General features: G+C 63.4%; 14 protein-coding genes and 1 pseudogene. 9 read left to right on the forward strand and 6 right to left on the reverse strand.

What is annotated here, in order from left to right; all coding sequences use genetic code 11:
• Window positions 1-70: 70 nt before the first annotated feature.
• Entirely contained in the window at window positions 71-703 is a 633-nt protein-coding gene (locus FHW69_RS15860) for a DnaJ domain-containing protein (protein WP_183424073.1), read from the forward strand.
• Window positions 704-717: 14 nt separating this feature from the next.
• On the opposite strand, the gene FHW69_RS15865 is transcribed toward FHW69_RS15860, so the two are convergent.
• Complete coding sequence (locus FHW69_RS15865; RefSeq protein ID WP_183424074.1) at window positions 718-2,118, reverse strand: TIGR03013 family XrtA/PEP-CTERM system glycosyltransferase; 1,401 nt, start codon at window positions 2,116-2,118, stop codon at window positions 718-720.
• A gap of 306 nt (window positions 2,119-2,424) precedes the next feature.
• Here FHW69_RS15865 and FHW69_RS15870 point away from each other — a divergent pair, with 306 nt between their 5' ends.
• On the forward strand, window positions 2,425-4,830 hold the full coding sequence (locus FHW69_RS15870; RefSeq protein WP_183424075.1) for a type IV secretory system conjugative DNA transfer family protein: 2,406 nt from the start codon (window positions 2,425-2,427) through the stop codon (window positions 4,828-4,830).
• Entirely contained in the window at window positions 4,827-6,077 is a 1,251-nt protein-coding gene (locus tag FHW69_RS15875) for a hypothetical protein (RefSeq protein WP_183424076.1), read from the forward strand. Before FHW69_RS15870 ends, FHW69_RS15875 begins: the two co-directional genes overlap by 4 nt.
• A 71-nt stretch (window positions 6,078-6,148) precedes the next feature.
• On the opposite strand, the gene FHW69_RS15880 is transcribed toward FHW69_RS15875, so the two are convergent.
• The 4 genes from FHW69_RS15880 to FHW69_RS15895 form a co-directional block, all read right to left on the reverse strand.
• Complete coding sequence (locus tag FHW69_RS15880; RefSeq protein ID WP_183424077.1) at window positions 6,149-7,807, reverse strand: GMC oxidoreductase; 1,659 nt, start codon at window positions 7,805-7,807, stop codon at window positions 6,149-6,151.
• A gap of 32 nt (window positions 7,808-7,839) precedes the next feature.
• On the reverse strand, window positions 7,840-8,850 hold the full coding sequence (locus FHW69_RS15885; protein WP_183424078.1) for an NAD-dependent epimerase: 1,011 nt from the start codon (window positions 8,848-8,850) through the stop codon (window positions 7,840-7,842).
• An 11-nt stretch (window positions 8,851-8,861) separates the two neighbouring features.
• A complete protein-coding gene (gene tviB, locus FHW69_RS15890; RefSeq protein ID WP_183424079.1) occupies window positions 8,862-10,139 on the reverse strand; it encodes a Vi polysaccharide biosynthesis UDP-N-acetylglucosamine C-6 dehydrogenase TviB in 1,278 nt (425 codons plus the stop codon).
• Between the two features lie 115 nt (window positions 10,140-10,254).
• Window positions 10,255-12,036, reverse strand: coding sequence for a diguanylate cyclase (locus FHW69_RS15895; RefSeq protein WP_183424080.1), 1,782 nt, complete (start codon window positions 12,034-12,036; stop codon window positions 10,255-10,257).
• 161 nt (window positions 12,037-12,197) lie between these two features.
• Between FHW69_RS15895 and FHW69_RS15900 the strand changes: the two are divergent.
• The 3 genes and pseudogenes from FHW69_RS15900 to FHW69_RS15910 all read left to right on the forward strand — a co-directional run.
• A pseudogene (locus FHW69_RS15900) lies at window positions 12,198-14,600 on the forward strand (DEAD/DEAH box helicase); the annotation flags it as partial.
• A gap of 11 nt (window positions 14,601-14,611) precedes the next feature.
• Complete coding sequence (locus tag FHW69_RS15905) at window positions 14,612-15,454, forward strand: ribonuclease H-like domain-containing protein (RefSeq protein WP_343204038.1); 843 nt, start codon at window positions 14,612-14,614, stop codon at window positions 15,452-15,454.
• A gap of 237 nt (window positions 15,455-15,691) precedes the next feature.
• Window positions 15,692-15,841, forward strand: coding sequence for a hypothetical protein (locus FHW69_RS15910; RefSeq protein WP_183424082.1), 150 nt, complete (start codon window positions 15,692-15,694; stop codon window positions 15,839-15,841).
• A 32-nt stretch (window positions 15,842-15,873) separates the two neighbouring features.
• Here FHW69_RS15910 and FHW69_RS15915 read toward each other — a convergent pair whose 3' ends face one another.
• Entirely contained in the window at window positions 15,874-16,458 is a 585-nt protein-coding gene (locus tag FHW69_RS15915; protein WP_183424083.1) for an FMN-dependent NADH-azoreductase, read from the reverse strand.
• Between the two features lie 122 nt (window positions 16,459-16,580).
• Between FHW69_RS15915 and FHW69_RS15920 the strand changes: the two genes are divergently transcribed.
• The 3 genes from FHW69_RS15920 (at window position 16,581) to FHW69_RS15930 (ending at window position 19,537) form a co-directional block, all read left to right on the forward strand.
• Window positions 16,581-17,534: a LysR substrate-binding domain-containing protein gene (locus FHW69_RS15920; protein WP_183424084.1), complete on the forward strand. Its 954-nt coding sequence runs from the start codon at window positions 16,581-16,583 to the stop codon at window positions 17,532-17,534.
• Between the two features lie 72 nt (window positions 17,535-17,606).
• A complete protein-coding gene (locus FHW69_RS15925) occupies window positions 17,607-18,752 on the forward strand; it encodes a pyridoxal phosphate-dependent aminotransferase (RefSeq protein WP_183424085.1) in 1,146 nt (381 codons plus the stop codon).
• On the forward strand, window positions 18,740-19,537 hold the full coding sequence (locus tag FHW69_RS15930) for an amidohydrolase (RefSeq protein WP_183424086.1): 798 nt from the start codon (window positions 18,740-18,742) through the stop codon (window positions 19,535-19,537). Before FHW69_RS15925 ends, FHW69_RS15930 begins: the two co-directional genes overlap by 13 nt.
• The last annotated feature ends 57 nt before the right edge of the window (window positions 19,538-19,594 follow it).

Here is a 19,594-nt window from a genome sequence, read left to right on the forward strand (position 1 = left end):
GCAAATTGTGCTTGCCGCCGTGCGCGCTGTGCGCGACGCTGGGGGCCGACGGCAATGAAGAGGATGTGCTGTGTCCGGTGAGACCGATTTCCTCGACCTTTACCAGAAGCTGGGAGTCGGTCCCGACTGTGCCGTGGCCGAGTTCAAGCAGGCGTATCGCCGCCACGTCGCCCAACTGCACCCGGATCGTTTTCCCGGTGCGGACAGCGCGAACGAACTTCAGGGCGTTACCGCGCAATACAGCGCGGCGATGGATTTCCTGCGCAGGCACGGTCGATTGCCCGGCGCCTCGGCCGGGCCGCGCGTCACGATCACGCGTGACTACGTATCGCAGCCCTTGCCCGGGCGTGATGTCCGTGAGGCCCCGGCATCGCGGATGCGCTGGGTGCTGCTCGCCGCCGTGGTGATCGGCGCGGTACTGGTGTGGCAACTGGATCCGTTCGCTACGGCCGACGAAGGCGGGAGTGCGGTAGCCGTGGATGGCGTAGCCAGCCGCTCTGCCAGCAGCAGTGAGGTGCCGACGCTGACATTGGGCATGTCGCGTGACGAAGTGCGCAGCGTGCAGGGGGAGCCGCTGCTCATGCACGACGATCAATGGGACTATGGTCCCTCCTGGATTCGTTTCGAGCATGACCGTGTCAGTGACTGGTACAGCTCGCCGATGCATACCCTTGCCACCAGCCAGACCCGACCACAACGCTGACCGGTGCGTTTTCATCAGCGTGCACCACGTCCGAACAACACGACCTCCACCGTCTCGATCAGGATCACCATGTCGAGTAAGAGGTTGTGGTTCTTCACGTAGAACAGATCGTATTTCAGCTTCTCCGCCGCATCTTCTTCCGATGCTCCGTACGGATAGCTGAGCTGGGCCCATCCGGCCAATCCGGGCTTGAGGCAATGGCGAAGGGTGTAGTAACGGATCTTGGTCGCCAGATCGGCAACGAATTGCGGACGTTCCGGGCGCGGTCCCACGATGCTCATTTCGCCCTTGAGCACATTCCATAGCTGCGGCAGTTCATCAAAGCGCAGCTTGCGGCAGATGCGGCCGACGCGGGTCACGCGACTGTCACCCTGTGAGGCCCAGCGGGCCACGCCGTCGCATTCGGCGTCGGTGCGCATGCTGCGGAATTTGTAGAGCATGAAGGGCTTGCCGTGTTCCCCCACGCGCTCTTGCAGATACATCACGGGCTGGCCGCGGCCTGATTCAATGGCAATGGCCAGTGCGACCAGCAGCATCAGCGGCCAGAGCAGGGCTAGCATCAGCAGCGCGGCGGCGATATCGAAGCATCGCTTCACGAACAGATGCATGGGTGTTGCATTGAAACCCCGGGAGAATACGAGCCAGGACGGGTCAAGCAGGGAAAGCTGCACGCGTCCGGATTCACGTTCAAAGAAGGTCGTCAGGTCGGTGATGGTGACGCCGGCCTGGCGGCATTCCAGCAGATCGTCCATGGGCAGGCGCCCGCGACGGTCGTCGACCCCCACGACGATTTCATCGACCTGGTAATGCGTGGCGATGGCATGCAGCGGCAGCTGTGTGGTGATGACCAGAGGCTCGGGTACCACCATGGGATCGTTGGGGCAGCGCACGTAACCCACCACGGTGAAGCCGCGACGGTCGGAACGGCGACGCATGCGGTTGTGAATCTGGGCAGCGCGTTCGCCGGCGCCCAGGATCAGGACGCGCCGTTTGAGGGCTTCCAGTTCCACCAGCCGCATGAATGCGATGCGGAACGTGGCGACGGCAAGGAAGCCGATCACCAGCGCCATGGAAAGGACACCGCGGCCGACGTACGCCTGGGGAATGGCGTAATAAACGACCACCAGCCCGATGCCGCCCAGTATAAAAGCCACGGCCTGGCGCGCCACGATGCCCAGCCAGTTGGTGCGAAGGTGGGTGCGGTATTCGCCAAGAGCCAGCATGCCCAGGAAGATGACCACGGCGAAAACAAACGACCGTTGGGGCAGATGCTGGGTGAACTCCGCCAGATCGTCCGGGTAAAGGAAGAATCGCAGATACATGGCGACGTTGAGCGAACCTGCCAGAAGAAGCAGTTCACAGACGCCCAGCAGCAGGAGCCAGCGCACGATGCGCAGACGCAGAATCCGAAGCATCCTCATGACCTCTTTGCCGTTTGTGTGCAGAACCTCCCTGGAGGCGAAGCCGACGTTAGTCTTCGGGATGCCCGCGCGCCATGCGCCGAACGGTCAGGATTGGATAGGCCGGATGGTGTAGCCGGCCGGGGTGGGGTGGGTTTTCGCGAATTCCTGCGAGATTGCTCGCGACGTGGACTCGTCACATGACACCCGCCAACCCCATCACTTTCCACGCGTGACGTGTGCCCATCGACTCGGCGCGCGTTCGAGCGCTATGCCATCATCGTCGGACACGGATCGTATTCACCTTCTTGAGGACCTGGCATGGAGCCATGGGCAAAACGTTTTTGTGCGCTGGTTTTTGTATTCATTGCGCTGGTCGTTTCGATGAGCGTAGCCAGTGCCCTGATTTCCTGGGTGTACAACGTTCGGCATCCGGTGCATGGCCCCCTGATGACCTTGGTGCTCTGGAACAACCTCAGCGCGCCCAACATCAAACCGATCGCCACCGGCCTCCTCTGCTGGAGCCTTGCTGGCTTCCTTCCCACGCTGCTGTTCTTTGCGTGGCTGGGCTGGCAATTGCACGACTACCAGCGCACTTGCTGGCCGGCCCCGGTTCCTCCGTTTGCAAAGCCGCGCCTTCGCGAGTGGATGCGGCAAGGCCAGCGCAGAGGCAGCATCGCCATGGGGTCACGCTTCGGACAAAACCTGTTCGCGCCGGAGACGGCCTCGGTGCTGGTGGCAGGACCTCGCCTGAAGGGCCTGGCGCTGATGGCCACGCTGCGGCATGTCGATGGCCCGGTGCTGGTCATCGACACCGATAGCGTCACGTATAAGGCAACGGCGCAATGGCGTGCCGCCCGTGGAGACGCGGTGGTGAGTGTCATGCCCTTCGGCGGTGGCCATGCGTGGAATCCGCTGCGGCAGGCGTGGACACCGCATGGCTGGGATGACGAGGCGTTACGGCAACTGGCCGCGCACTGGTATCCCGCCACGTCGTCGCGACATCCTTTGCTTGCCAGTCAGGTCCGCCATGCCTTCGTGACGCTGATTTACGCGCTGGACGACGTGCTGCATGGAGGGGACGAGCCGGGCACCGTCGTCTCACTGACTGACCTGTGTCGGGTGTGCCGTGCGTGCGAGGATGATCCGGATCACCGCCCATTGAGGATGCTGGCCGATCATCCGGGGCTGAAGCCTTCCACGCGCGATGCCCTCCAGGAGTGGCTTGCTCTGGACTCAGCCTCCCTCGCCAGGGTCTGGCAGGAACTGCGCGAGCCGCTGGCACCCTTTGCGCCGCGTCACGCGGACAGCGATGCCGTGGACCGCTGCGGGAACGTGTTTGCACGTCGCGATCCGCGCCGCACGACGCTCTACCTGCATATCCCCGCCGACCGGCGTCGAGGCGCATCGCTGGTGATCGACACCTTCGTTGCCCAGTGGCGGGCGCACCTGCAACACCACGATCCCCAGGCCCGGCCGCTGGTCGTGATCCATCAGCTGGAGGGGTTCGGTCGCCTGAACAGCCTGACCCACGGCTCGCACACGATGCGCTGGCTCGCCACCGTCGAAGGGCTGGAAGGTTTGCAGGCGGTCTACCACCGAACCACGCCGGAGGTGATGCGGCGCTTCAGCCGATGCGTGGTGCAGGCGCCATCCCATCTTGCCGGGGCCGAGGCGCAGAGGGCGGCACTGGACGTGTTTCACGACGCGCATGTGGCCCAGGGGGCCAGCCGGGCGTCCTTTGGCCTGCCCACGTCCGCCGAGCTGATGACCCTGCGTCGACGTCAGCAAGTCATCACCGGCCCCGGTATTCGCCAGGCGGTACTCAGCCGCACGCCACGGTACCCCCCACCGTTGTCACCGCCGCCTCATGTTCCCGGAGAACCCATGCCCCTGCCCAAACCGATCATCGCCCTTGTCGCTTCCCTGATGGCGGCATGCACCACCTCCCCCGTGCCGATCAACGACACCACGGGGCCGAACCCGTGCGGCGCCCGTCCGCCCGCGCGGCGTCCGGGGAATCAGATGCTGGAGGCGTGTCTGGGAAGGCAGCGTTTTCAGCTGCCCAAAAACCTGTTCAATTGGCAGGACGGTCAGGATGATCGGGACACCCTTGACCTCGCTGTGCGCTGGCCCGCCATGCAGCCGATACCGATGGGCGTGGATTTTCACGACGATCCGGAAACGTATTTTTCAACGCTGCGGATAACGGTCGTACACGTATCACGGCGAACGGACGAAGGGTATCGAACCCTCATGATGACATCGATCCAACCGATGAGTCCGGATGATCCGGAGCAACGCGACAATCCGGCCTGGAATCTGGATATGCGCATCAAGGGTGAGCCGGTCCACGGGCTGACGCCGTACTACGCAAACTTCGACAAGATCAAGGCGCACTATACGAAATATCACGGCCCCAATAGCCGCGCTTCCGAGCCGGAAAATAACGATGACTGGTTCGTGCAGCTCGATAGGGAAGGTATTCCCACCACGTTCATCCGCTGCTCATCGCACCTATTCCCGGATGGGCTGCATATCGAACAGGGGCGTGTCATCGATGACATCGAGCGTGACGGTCGCCGGTCCAATTGCACTCACGAATTTTTGATTCCTGAGTACAAAGCCCATGTCTCGATCCACTACATGCGCGTGTTGTTGCCGTACTGGGCGCAGTTTGAAGCGCATGTTCGTGCACTGCTCAAGAACGCGGAGGTCCATGCATGACGGCCGCGCTTGCAGGGTTGTCCGAGAAAGACCTGCGAATACTTGCCTACTACGCTGGCAGGGGAAATCGCGAACGCTACTGGAACTACCTGGCCAGTCTCCCCGGAAACGATGGCTATGGTCTTCTCGCTCTGGGCGTGGTCCGCAACGACAACATGCCCGGCGCGGTCGCCAATCTGTATGCACAGGAGTATGCGAAGACCCATAACGGCAGGGTGCTGACCGAGCGCGAATGGGACGCCTTTGGCGTTGATTTGATCAGACAAGATCTGTCCTTTCGTCATCAGCGGATGAACAAATATCAGCGGGCTGATCTGGCCCTCAATCTGCCGGTCATCGATGTACAGACGGCTCACGAACTGAGCTTCGACAAGATCCACGTGGATCGGGACGCGTGGACCCCGCGCAAAGTCCTTCAGGCTCTTCGCATCGACGAAAGAGGCGCTGAGATCAAGACCGCGGCGCTCTGGAAAAGCATGCTCGACAACCGCTTTGGCGGCGCAAACCGCATGGCCAGGACACTCGCCGAGGTCGTCACGCTGGACAGCATGCCGGCACGCGAACAACGCAGCTACAGTGTGGACATGATGAGCGCGTATTCCGCTGCGACGATCGAGCGCCCACACACGAATCCCACGCTCATCGGCACAAGGCACGACTACTACCAGCGCGACCGCATGGGTGCGTGGACGCACGTGCAGGCCGCCGTCACGCCCCGACATCCGCCGCTGATGACCCGCGTAACTCATCCGGACGCGCACGCGTGGCTGGAAGATACCTACAGGCTCCGGCTTGAACGCCAGCGCGCCCGCGATGAAATTCACCCCGAAGACCGCAGCGAGCTGCTGCCTTCGCCGCATCCGGTGGCCGTGCGCAAGCCGCGGGCGAGTACGCCCGTGCCCGGGGATGATCCGTTATATGCCGAGCTGCGGGTGAAGTTGCCGATGCAGGTATCCGACGATCAGGTCGCGGTGCTGGCGTGCGATGTGCGGCGGGCGGGTTTTCGCCGGCCCGGCTGTGTGCAGGACGCGCAGCTTGAAGACAATCAGATCACGATCAGCATGCCCGACCGCACGCTGACCCTGGACATGGAGACGCGCGTACCGCCCCGGGAGGAAAGCATGGAGCTGGCGCAGCAGTTGGATGAAGAGGCCAGGCAACTGGCCATGCAGCAGGCGATGGAACGGGAGCTGGTGGCGCGGCAGGAGGTGACCATGCGGCATCGGGGACCGGTGATGCGGTTGTAGTGGTTTGGCAAGCGATCGGGCTGGGAGCCACTTTTTTCGCGAGCAAGTTCGCTCCCACACGCATACAGCGGCTAAACCACGGTCATGATTTCGCGCAGGTGTTCGGCCAGACGCAGGCTCAAGGCCACGATGGTGAAGGTGGGGAATGCCCAGCCGCCGGTGGGGAAGACAGAGCTTCCGGCGATGTGGAGATTGTTGATGCCGTGCACGCGGCAGTTGGTGTCTACCACGCCCTGTGCGGGGTCGGGGGACATGCGGGTGGTGCCGATGTGGTGGGCGGTGCCATGCACTTCCACTGGAAGTGATTCATCGGTGATCCAGGGCGCCGGTTCAAACCGTCCGTTGCATGCGGCTGCGAGTTCGGCGCCGAAGAGGGCGGCTGAGGTGCGGTAGGTGTGGCGATCCAGTGAGGTCAGTTGCCAATCGACACTGACTTTGCGCAGGCCAAGTGCGTCCACGTCGTTACTCAGCGTGATGCGGCTGTCGGGGTTGGGGGCCTGCTCGAAATAACCGATCAGCTCGACGTGCTGGCTGGCGACGGTCGGTCGGCGGGCGAGTTTCTGGTAAGCCGCTTTGGCGATGTCACCCAATCCGAGCCCAAGCCGCCATGCAAGTGTCAGCTTGCTGGTGCTGCCGGCGACGGTGCTGTCGCCCGCCGAAGGGCCATTCTTCATCGCAGCACACAGGCGCGCTTCCAGCACGGCGTTCTCGTCCAGTTTTCGCGTGCGCAACGACGCGCGCAACTCGCGCAGTGCGCGCAATCCTTTGGGCACGTCGCCTTCGACAGGGAAGGGGTGGACGCGACCACTCAGCATGCCGTGCGCACGTTGAGCCTGGGTGGACAGGCCGATTTCCGGAAACGAGGGCGCGACGCCCTTGCCCAGGCTGCGGTCGTAGGGTGTGGTGAGCCGTGCCGGGTCTTCGGTATGCACGGTGCCCAGGCTGCCGCTGGGGTGGTCCATGAAGAACCGGCCGACGAGATCGTGCGCGTTACCCAGTCCTTCTTTCACCACATGGGACGAAAGCAGCAGCAGACGGGCGTTCTCGATGCCACCGGACGCCAGCACGTAGTGACGCGCGCGAATGCTGCCCTGACGTCCGCTCAAGGTGCCGATGCGTGCTTCGCGTACGGTGGCACCGTCGTCCGAAGGCATCAGCTCCAGCAGGTTGGCGTGCAACAGCACCGTGATGTTGGGCGCCTGGGCGAGTTCATCGTGGTAGGCGCGTCCGAACAGGATCGGGCTGCGTGCGAAAACCTGGTTGACCAGCTTGTCCGCATCAAACGGTATGGGCGTGTGAGCCAGCGGCGCAAGGAACGATCCGTTGGCAAAATCGTGCGGCTCGATGCGGCAATAGTCGCGTGCGCGCAGGTAGTAGGGCTCCAGTTCTTCATAGGCCAGGGGCCAGCCGCTGTGTGGCACCCAGTCGCGCGGCCCCATGTCTTGCTGGCCGAGCGGTATGCAACCGCCACCCCACAGATTGCAGCTTCCGCCGAACACGCGCATGCGCGAGCTGCCCGGATCAAATGGCTGACTTCCTACGGAGCTTCCGGTGTACAGCGCCTGCGTGCGCTCTTCGCCTCCCAGGCCGCCACTTTCCACGATACACACGGTGGTAGCAGTGCCGAGAAAACTCCGGGCGATGGCGATGCCTGCGGCGCCCGCGCCCACGATGCACAAGTCGGCATCCACCGTGGATGGGCCGTTGTGATGGAAGTAATCGACGATCACGGAGCCTCCCGGCCAAGGTGCTTGTTGGGGCGTCACACCCGGTAATAGTCGCGGTACCAGCGTACAAATTCGGCAACACCGGTTTCTACCGACACTTTCGGTCTATATCCAACGGCCGATATCAGGCCGGACACATCGGCCTGCGTGTCGGGCACATCGCCCGGTTGCAGCGGAAGCATCTCCAGCGTGGCCTTGCGGCCAAGGCACGATTCAAGCACGTCGATGTAGTGCATCAGCGGCACGGGTTCTTCGTTGCCGATGTTGTAGAGGCGATACGGTGCCACGCCGCTGGTGGCCGGATTGGGCATGCGGCCGTCCCACTGCGGATCGGGCACGGGCAGGTGGTCCAGCGTGCGCACCACCCCTTCGGCGATATCGTCCACATAGGTGAAGCTGCGCGTATGTTTGCCGTGGTTGAACACGGGAATCGGTTCCCCGGCAAGCATTTTTCGCGCAAAGAGAAACAGCGCCATGTCCGGACGACCCCACGGGCCGTACACCGTGAAGAAGCGCAGGCCGGTGCACGCAAGCCCGTACAGGTGCGCGTAGCTATGGGCCATCTGCTCGTTGGCTTTCTTCGTGGCCGCGTAAAGTGTCAGCGGGTGCTCGGTGGACTGCGTTTCTGCAAAGGGCAGGGAACGGTTGGCGCCATACACCGAACTGGTGGAGGCGAACACCAGATGCCTGACTTGGTGCCGGCGGCATCCTTCGAGGATATGCAGGAAGCCGGTGACGTTGCTGGACACATAGATATGCGGGTTTTCTGCCGCGTAACGCACGCCGGCCTGCGCGGCCAGATGCACGACGCGCTCGGGCTGATGCGTGGCAAACAGCGATTCGATGGCATCGCGATCAGCCAGATCAGCATGCACGTGCGTGTATGCGCGGTGTGCAGCCACGCGCTCAAGGCGCGCCTGCTTCAACGTCACGTCGTAGTAGTCGTTGAGGTTGTCCAGCCCGATGACCTCGTCACCACGGTCCAGCAGTCGCTGGGCGACGTGTGAACCGATGAATCCGGCGGTGCCGGTGACGAGGATTTTCATGGCACGGCGCGTCAGAGCCTGCCGTCCACCGCGTGACGCGGCAGCACGTATTTGACGTCGTATACCACGCAGGCCGGTTTGCCGAAGGCACGGATGCCATCAACACCCATCGCCACGAATTCGCGGTGACCCACGGCCACGATCACCGCGTCGTAGTCGCCTTGCGCAGGCGTGGACACGGGCGTGATGCCGTATTCATGCTTTGCATCGGCACCGTTGACCCAGGGGTCGTGGATGTCGACTGTGGCGTTGTAGCTTCGCAGCGCGTGCAGGATGTCCACGACGCGGGTGTTGCGCAGGTCCGGGCAGTTTTCCTTGAACGCCAGGCCCAGCACCAGAACGCGTGCCTGCACGGGGTTGATGCCCTTGCGAACCATCAGGCGGATCACTTCGCTGGCGATATACGGACCCATGCCGTCATTGGTGCGCCGGCCTGCGAGGATCACATCAGGGTGATGGCCCACTTCGGCGGCTTTATGGGTGAGGTAGTAGGGGTCCACGCCGATGCAGTGGCCGCCCACCAGGCCGGGACGGAAGGGCAGGAAGTTCCACTTGGTGCCGGCGGCCTGAAGGACTTCCAGGGTGTCGATGCCCAGTTTGTTGAAGAGGATGGCCAAGTCATTGACCAGTGCGATGTTGAGATCGCGCTGGGTGTTCTCGATGACCTTGGCTGCCTCGGCCACTTTCAGGCTGCTGGCTTTGTGCGTGCCTGCGGTGATGACGGAGCTGTACAGGCCATCCACGAAATCGGCGGTTTCCGGCGTGGAGCCGGAGGTCACCTTCAGGATGCTGGTGACCCGGTGCGATTTGTCGCCGGGATTGATGCGTTCGGGGCTGTAGCCTGCGAAGAAGTCTTTGTTGAAGGTCAGGCCCGAGGCCTTCTCAAGGATGGGGACGCATACTTCTTCGGTACAACCGGGATACACGGTGGATTCGTAGATGACGACATCGCCCGCTTTCAGCACGCTGCCAATGAGTTCGCTTGCCCTGACCAGGGGGGTCAGGTCGGGACGTTTGGCGCTGTCGATGGGTGTGGGCACGGTCACGATGAAGACGTTGCGCCCGGCCAGATCATCCAGCGAGTCGGAGAAGCGAAGCTGGCTGGCAGCGTTCAGTTCGTCCGCATCCACTTCCAGGGTGCTGTCGCGCCCGAGACGCAGCTCGGCAATGCGGGCAGCGTTGATGTCGAAGCCGATGGTGTCGTACTGCTTGCCGAATTCCACGGCCAGCGGCAGACCTACATAGCCGAGGCCGATGATCGCAAGCCGCGTGCTTTCCCGATCGTGCATGTGGATCGTCCTGTGGTCGATTCCCCGGTGAAACCAGCCTATCAGGGCGCGACCGGTCTGCCTTCTGGCCAGAAGGGGGATGCCGTATGCCTGATGGACAGATTGGGGCAGGTGGTCAGGGTGGTGAAAACGAAGTCTGTCCGGGGCGACCGGCGCGCGCTTCATACAGGCGTCGGTCGGCCTGCTCGATGGCCGTTTCAAGGGCGATGCCCGGCGCCTTCAGCGACAGGCCGAGGGTGAAGGCGATAGGCGCATCGGCGGCGTCGGCAGCCAGGCGTGTGGAGACCGATTGCAGCAACACGTTGCTGGCGGCACGCAGAACGATCAGGAATTCATCGCCACCCAGGCGGACCACGGCGTCATGGGTGCGGGTGTGCGCACTCAGATAACGGGCCATTTCCACCAGCACGTCGTCGCCACGCTGGTGACCGTAGGTGTCGTTGATGGCTTTGAAACGGTCGAGGTCGATGGTGATGAGGCCGAGGGTTTCGTCGGTGGTCTCGCCAGCCAGTTGCGAAAGGAAACGACGGTTGTAGCAATGCGTGAGGGGATCTCTCAGCGACCATTCGCGCAGTTGCCGCTCGTTCTTCTGCTGCTCGGTGACGTCCTGGGCATGGCCCAGCACATAGGTCTCGTCGCCGTCCTGATCCAGTACGTTGTGGTATGCCCAGATGCGCGAGGCGCCGTCACGGCCCACCAGTTCCAGATGCCCGGAGTCGGTGCCATGTTGCACCACGCGACGCAGATAGGCCTCGAAATGGCGGTGCGCAGCCGGGCGCAGGAAGTCGGTCATCGGACGTCCCATCACATCGGCCACGGTGTAGCCCAGGGAGCTTGCCGCCGCCGGATTGACCGAAAGCAATACACCGTCCAGATCGTGCGTGCAGATCAGCCCCAGGCTGTAATGAAACAGCTTGCGGAAACGACGCTCGCTGGACTCCACCGCGGCGATGGCACGACGCCTGTCCGTGGTGTCCTGCACGGCACCGACCAGCCGCTGCGCCGGACCACCCGCTGGTTCCACATGGCCAACGATACGTACCCACAGTGGCCGTCCCGCCGCAGTGACCAGCGGCAATTCGAGGTCCCAGCCGGTGCTCTCGGCCACGGCGCGTGAGAACGCCTCGCCCAGGGTTTCGCGACCGGGCTGCGGATAAAACGCAAGCATCTCGTCCAGCGTGGGCTGGTAGCCGGGCTGAAGGTCGTGAATGCGGCAGGTTTGTGCGGACCACAGGATGCTGCCGGTGGCCAGCTCGATTTCCCAGCCACCCACACCGGCCATGGCACCCGTGCGATGGAGAAACCCTTCGCTGGCGCGCAGGCGCACTTCCCATTCCTGTGCGGTGTGGCGCAACTGCCGCTCCAGCACCACTTCGCGGCTCAGTGTGTCGTCGCGTTCCAGCGCGGCGGCGCGTTGCTCCAGCGCCAGGGCGGCAGCATGGGCCAGTTCCTTCAGGATGAGTCGCTGCGTATCGGTGAGGTGGCGCGGCACCTGGTCAATGACGCACAGCGTGCCCATCGTCATCCCATTGCTCAGCGTGATGGGGGCGCCTGCATAGAAGCGGATGTCCGGTGCGCCGGTGACCAGCGGGTTGTTGGCAAAGCGCGGATCGGCCGTGGCATCGGGCACTTCAAAGACGGCGTCGCCCAGGATGGCATAGGTACAGAATGCTGCTTCGAGCGGCGTTTCCACGGCGCCCTTCAGGCCATGGTTGGCTTTGAACCACTGGCGATCAGCGTCGATCAGGCTGACCAGCGCGATGGGTGTGCCCACAACCAGGGAAGCGGCCCGCACCAGCGCGTCAAAAATGGGCTCTGGCGCTGTATCCAGTACCTTCAGCTCCCGTAGCCGGGACAGGCGTGCGGATTCATGGGGGGATACCGGTGCCGTGACCATGGGGGCTCCTGCGGGAATGGCGCAGACTATCTCCTTCACACCACAAGTGGGATGAACGGGCTCACGGCTTGGTGAAATTCTCCGGGATGGCGCATCCGGTCGCACGATATGAGACGAGGCCCTTCTACAAGAAGATCCCCGCCGCACCCGATGATTTGCCCATGGCCGCTTACCTTTCCGCCCTGAAGTCCGATGAGGGCGACTCGCTGCTTGCCACACGGGTGGATGGTCACACGCTGGCCAGCCGGTTGACCGACAAATACGGAGACCGGGTGTGCTCGGCGTTTACCGTTTTCGGCAAGGAAGGCCGGTTCGAGCCCATCCCGACCGATGTGCCGCAGGGGCTGGCCAGGGCGCTGGAAGCGCGCGGCATCGGTCAGCTGTACAGCCACCAGCGCCTTGCCTGGGACGCGGCGCGCGCCGGGCGCAACGTGCTGGTGTCCACGCCCACTGCGTCGGGCAAGACGCTGTGCTACACGCTGCCGGTCGTGGCCTCGGTGCTGGAGAAAGGCGGCAAGGCGCTGTACCTCTTTCCCACCAAGGCGCTGGCACAGGACCAGGTGGCCGAGTTGCTGGACATCAACCGGGCGGGTGATCTGGGTGTCAGGGCATTCACGTTCGACGGCGACACGCCCGGCGACGCCCGACAGGCCATTCGCCTGCATGGCGATGTGGTGGTCAGCAATCCGGACATGCTGCATCAGGCCATTCTTCCGCATCACACCAAGTGGGCGCAGTTTTTCGAAAACCTGCGCTACATCGTGATTGATGAAATCCACACCTATCGCGGCGTGTTCGGCTCACATCTGGCCAATGTGCTGCGCCGGCTGAAGCGCATCTGCGCGTTCTACGGCGTGCGTCCGCAGTTCATCCTGTGCTCGGCCACTATCGGTAATGCCACCGAGCATGCACAGGCGCTGATCGAAGACGAAGTCGTCACCATCACCGACAGCGGCGCACCCAGCGGCGACAAGCATGTGTTGCTGTGGAATCCGCCGGTCATCAATCCGGATCTGGGATTGCGCGCCTCGGCACGCTCGCAGACCAACCTCATTGCCCGCGTGGCGATCAAGGCGAAGCTGAAAACGCTGGTCTTCGCGCAGTCACGACTGATGGTGGAGGTACTGACCAAATACCTCAAGGACGTGTTCGATCACGATACGCGGCTTCCTGCGCGCATCCGTGCCTATCGCGGCGGTTACCTGCCCACGGAGCGCCGTGAGGTGGAGCGGGAAATGCGTGCCGGCAACGTGGATGGCATCGTGTCCACTTCCGCGCTGGAGCTGGGCGTGGATATCGGCAGCCTGGACGCCGTGGTGCTCAATGGCTATCCCGGCTCCATTGCTGCCACCTGGCAGAGGTTTGGTCGCGCCGGGCGGCGCCAGCAGCCGTCGCTGGGCGTGCTGGTGGCCACCAGTGCACCACTGGATCAATACCTGATGCGGCATCCGGCCTTCCTCACCGAGGCGAGCCCGGAGCATGCCCGCATCCAGCCGGACCAGCCGCTGATTCTGCTGGATCACGTGCGTTGCGCGGCATTTGAGTTGCCGTTCGTTTCCGGCGACGCCTTTGGCCCCATCGACGCCGAGCCGTATCTGCAAGTGCTGGCCGAAAGCGAAGTGCTGCATCAGGAGGGCAATCGCTGGGAATGGATCGCAGACAGTTATCCGGCCAACGCAGTGAGCCTGCGCTCGGTGGCTGATGGCAACTTCGTGGTCGTGGACCGCACCGAGGGCCGGCAGACGATCATCGCCGAGGTGGATTATTCGGCGGCGGCGCTCACGCTGTACGAGGGTGCGATTCACATGATCCAGTCGGTGCCTTATCAGGTGGAAAAACTCGACTGGGAAGGGCGCAAGGCGTATTGCACACGCACCCGGGTGGACTATTACACCGACGCCATTGACTTCACCAGACTCAAGGAGCTGGAATGCTTCGATGGTGCCAACGCCGGGCAGGGCAGCGCGCGACATGGCGAAGTGCACGTGGTGCGGCGCGTGTCCGGCTACAAGAAAATTCGTTACTACACGCATGAAAATATCGGTTACGGGCCGGTCAATCTGCCGGATCAGGAGCTGCACACCACGGCGGTCTGGTGGCAGCTTCCGCAGACCACGCTGGATGAAGCCTTCGGATCGCGGCAGGCCGCGCTGGATGGCTTCCTCGGTGCCGCGTATGCGCTGCACACGGCGGCCGTGGTGGCGGTAATGGCTGAAGCGCGCGATCTGCAAAAGGCCGTGGGCAGCGGCGAGGGTGAGTGGTCTGCGCATGTGGACAGCAGTGGACGCGGTCAGGTCCGCGCGCCGGATGGCGGTCTGGGTGTTGTTGATGCGCTTGAGCGTTTCCTGCCAACCGTCTATCTGTACGACAACTTCCCCGGGGGTGTTGGGCTCAGCGAGCCGCTGTTCCAGCGTGCCGATGAACTCACGCGTCTGGCACTTGCCACGGTGGAGGGGTGTGAGTGCAAGGCGGGCTGCCCCGCATGCGTGGGCCCGGTGCTTGCCGCCGATGAACACCGCGACGAGACGCCGCGCATGCTCGCATCGCGCGTGCTGCGCCTTTTGGGAGCGATGGCGTGAGTGATCTTGCCCGGCGGCTTGCCAGCCTGCGTCGTCAGGCGGGGGGTGTGGCTCCGGTGCCTGCTATGGCGCCCAAGCCCGCGGTGTCACGTCCCGATCTGGACGCGTTGCGTCGCATGGCGGGTGTGCGTGCGCGTCTGGGGCTGTCGTTGCCCGCGCGTTCGGGGGAATCGCGCGATGTGCCTGGCGACGAACTGGCGCCAGGCCTGCGTTACCTCGAACAGCGTTATGCGTGGCCGGATGCACCGGCCGTACTGGATCTCTCGTTCGCGAAACTGGATAACGCGCAGCGTCACCGTTTCCTGCATTTCGACACGGAAACCACCGGCCTTGCAGGCGGCACGGGCACGCGAGCCTTCATGATCGGTGCAGCGGACTGGCTGGACGGCGTGCTGCGCGTGCGCCAGCTCTACATCACGGCGATGAGTGGCGAGTGCGCCATGCTTCGAGAGTTTTCCACGTGGATTGCACCGGACACCGTGCTGGTGAGCTACAACGGAAAATCCTACGATGCGCCCCTGCTGGCCACACGCTACCGGTTGGCGCGGATACCCAACCCGCTGTCAGGACTGGCGCATGTTGACCTGCTTCACCCCATGCGTCGCCGGTACCGGCACATCTGGCCCAACTGCAAAATGGCCACGGCCGAGCGGCAGCTGCTGGGCGTGGTGCGCGAAGACGATTTGCCCGGCTCCGAAGCGCCGCGTGCGTGGCTGACATACCTGCGGGGCGGCTCATCCACCAACCTCAAGCGCGTGGCCGCGCACAACCTGCAGGACGTGCGCAGCCTGGGCGGGCTTCTGGTGAAGGCGCATGCGTGGGCTGATGACGAAAAATAGACGCATCGCCGCGCAACCTCGGAAGTCACCGCGCGCAAGTCACGAGGCGACAAGCGATGGACGAGAAAACCAAGCCCTGCGATCACGATGCATGTAACTGTCGCGTACCGGCCGAGCAGGAATTCTGTAGCGAAGCCTGCCGGATGGCGGTGGAAAGCCAGACGATGAGCGGACAGTGCGAGTGCGGTCATGCCGCCTGTCAGCAGCGCGTTCGCTCCTGAGCACACGAGGTACACGATGAAAGACGAAGGCAAGCAACCCACGCCCGGCTATGCCGAAGACCAACTGAAGCCCTCCAAGGGGAAGCCGAAACTTCCCGGGGAAGGCGGTGCGCAGGAATCGCAGAACATGCCAAAGAAAAAGCCGGGGAAACAATCCTCGGCTTGATCCTTGTGTCTTCGTGCTGGGGACACGTGGGTTTATGCGGCCTGGCGCAGCAGGGCATTGACGCCGGACAGCGCGCCCTGGACGGCGGATTCCTTGAGTTCGGCGCCCAGGTTCACACCTTCAGCGCGCACGAACTCGATGTCCGTGATGCCGAGGAAGCCGAGCACGGCACGCAGGTACGGCTCCTGGAAGTCCACGCTGGCACCCTGCGAACCGGCGCTGTAGATGCCGCCACGCGAGGAAACGATGATCACGCGCTTGCCGCCCGCCAGGCCTTCCGCACCATTGGCGGTGTACCGGAACGTCTTGCCAGCGACGGCGACGCGGTCGATCCAGGCTTTCAGGTTGCTGGGGATGCCGAAGTTGTACATCGGGGCGCCCACGACGATCACGTCGGCGGCGAGGAATTCTTCAAGCACCGCCGTGGATTCACGCGCGGCCGGATGTTCTGCGTCGGCGACCGGGGCCCAGTGGGTCAGCGGTGCGGCAGCGAGGTCGCGGTAGGTCACGTCGATCTGGGGGTGGGCCGCCTTGAACTCCGCAACGACCGCAGCCGTCAGGCCGCGCGACACGGAATGGGCGCCCAGTGCGCTGGAATCAATATGCAGAAGTTTCATGAGGTTCTCCGGTGAGGCTCGGCCGCTGTGGCGGGATGGGAGAACGATACTCGTCGGACAATGCAACGATTAGTCCGCTTGGAGTAGACTGATCGTTCCAAACGGGAAACGATGGGGCAGGGATGGAAGGCGCGTTGCAGGACCTGAATGATCTGTACTTCTTTGCCTCCGTGGTTGAACACGGCGGGTTTTCTGCGGCGGGACGGGCACTTGGCATTCCCAAGTCACGCCTGAGCAAGCGGATTGCCCAGTTGGAAGACCGCCTGGGGGTGCGCCTGCTTCAGCGCACCACCCGCCGATTTGTGGTCACCGAGATCGGTGAACGCTTCTATGCCCACTGCCGTGCCGTGCTGGAAGAGGCTCGTGCAGCGCAGGACGCGGTGGATGAACTGCGCACCGAGCCGCGTGGCGTGGTCCGGGTCAGTTGCCCGGTATCGCTGGCCCAGAACGTCCTGGGCCCCATGCTGCCCGCCTTCCTGCTGGAGCACCCGAAGGTGCAGGTCCGTGTCACGGCCACCAATCGGCGGGTGGACCTCATCGGCGAAGGCTTTGATGTGGCTATCCGCGTCCGCGAGAAGCTGGACACCGACGCCACCCTGGTGCTTCGCAGTTTTGGCTACGCGCGCAATCTGCTGGTAGCCAGCCCGAAATTCCTCGATACCCATGGCCGTCCGAAGACGCTGGAAGACCTGACGTCATTGCCTGCGCTGTCGATGTACGAGCACGAGGGCGCGCACGTGTGGGAACTGGTGGACACGCAGGGCAAGAAGGCTGCCGTGGAAGTGCGGCCCCGCCTGGTCAGTGGCGATTTTGCCGTGCTGATGAATGCGGCGCTGCAATGCTGCGGCGTGGCCCTGATTCCCGAAGACTATTGCGCGCCACTGATCAGCGCGGGTGAACTGGAATGGGTGCTGCCCGATTACGGCACCGCGCAGGGCACATTGCACTTCGTTTATCCGAGTCGCCGCGGCCTGCTGCCGGCCATTCGCAGCTTTGTGGACTTTCTCGCGGACAGGCTGCCGCAGGCGCAGCAGGACCAGCACAAAGACTGCGAATCCGCACGTCGCAAGCGTTGAGCGCCCCCGCGCATGCCTCGTGCTAGCATGCGTACAAGGGGCACCATTTAGCCGTCTATAAGCGAAGGCAACATGCAGATCGACACCAAACTGCCGAAGGTCGGCACCACCATTTTCAGCGTCATGAGCCAGCTGGCTCTTGAGCACAAGGCAGTGAATCTGGGTCAGGGCTTCCCTGACTTCGAGCCGCCCCAGGCCCTGCGCGATTCGATCACGCGCGCCATGGCCGAAGGCAAGAATCAGTACGCTCCGGGCATCGGCATTCCGAAGCTGCGCGAGCAGATCGCCCTGAAAACCGAACGCCTGTACGGCCACAAGGTCAGCCCGGACACTGAAGTGACCGTGACCTCCGGTGCCACCGAAGCGCTGTTCGCCGCCATTGCCGCTGTGGTTCGCGCAGGCGAGGAAGTGATCGTTTTCGATCCGTGCTACGACAGCTACGAGCCGGCCATCGACCTGCAGGGTGCCAAAGCGGTGCATATCCCGCTGACCTTGCCAGACTTCGGCATCGACTGGCAGCGCGTGCGCGATGCCATCACGCCGAAGACGAAGATGATCCTCATCAATTCGCCGCACAATCCGTCCGGTGCCGTGCTGTCGCGCGCTGACCTGGATGAACTGGCGGCTATTGTCCGCGACACCGCTATCGTGGTGCTGTCTGACGAGGTGTACGAGCACATCGTATTTGACGGCGCACAGCACCAGAGCGTGCTGCGCCATCCGGAACTGGCCACGCGCAGTGTCGTGGTGTCTTCGTTCGGCAAGACGTATCACTGCACGGGCTGGAAGGTCGGTTACGCCATCGCTCCCAAGGCGCTGACGGCCGAGTTCCGCAAGGTGCACCAGTACCTGACCTTCTGCACGTTCAATCCGGCGCAGTGGGCATTTGCTGAATTCCTCGAAGCGCACCCGGAACACTATCTGGAGCTTCCGGCCTTCTATCAGGCCAAGCGCGATCGCTTCCGCCAGTTGCTGGCGCCCTCGCGCCTGAAGCTGCTGGATGTGCCGGGCGGTTACTTCCAACTGGTGGACTATTCGGCCATTCGCGATATCGACGATATCAACTTCAGCGAATACCTCGTACGCGAAGGCGGCGTGGCAGTCATTCCGCTGACGCCGTTCTACGAGACGGCGCCGGAAACACGCCTGGTTCGCCTGTGCTTTGCCAAGAACGATGCCACGATGGAAGCGGCAGCGGAGCGGCTATGCAAGCTCTGACCGTATCGCTGGTACAGGGCGCCACGCGCTGGCACGACGCCGCGGGCAACCGGGAGTATTACGGTGCGCTGGTGCGTTCGGCGGCAAAAAGTGACCTGATCGTGCTGCCGGAGACATTCCTCTCCGGCTTCACCAACGACACCCGTGCCAATGCGGAAACGATGGATGGCGAAAGCGTTGCGTGGATGCGTGCGCTGGCGGCAGAAGTGGGCGCCACGATCACCGGCAGCCTGGTCATCCGCGAAGGCGAGACCGTCTATAACCGCCTGATCTGGGCCAGCCCGGATGGCGTGTTGTCGTGGTACGACAAGCGTCACCTGTTCCGCATGGCGGGCGAGCATACGCGTTATGGCGGCGGCAACCAGCGCCTTATCGTTGAGCTGAAGGGCTGGCGGATTCTTCCGCAGGTTTGTTACGACCTGCGTTTCCCGGTGTGGTTGCGCAACGGGCGTCTGGAAGAGGCGGCTGGCGGCATGGATTACGACCTGTCCATCTTTGTCGCCAACTGGCCGTCCCCGCGTCGCCAGCCGTGGCGCACATTGCTGCGTGCGCGTGCGATTGAAAACCTGTCGTATGTGATTGGCGTCAATCGCGTGGGCACGGATGGCAACGATCTGCCGTATGCGGGCGACAGCGTGGTGGTTGATCCGGTGGGCGAGCCGTTGATCGAGCTAGGCCCGCAGGAGCAGGTGGTTACGCTGACGCTGGACCCGGCGCCGCTGAAGGCGCACCGCGAGCGCTTTCCCGCGTGGATGGATGCGGATCGGTTCAGCATTTCTGATTGATGGGCCCCAGCGCCCTCACGCCAGCAAGCGCGCTCCCACAAACCGCTGCGTTGTGGG

This window comes from Luteibacter sp. Sphag1AF (assembly GCF_014192715.1).
Classification (GTDB): domain Bacteria; phylum Pseudomonadota; class Gammaproteobacteria; order Xanthomonadales; family Rhodanobacteraceae; genus Luteibacter.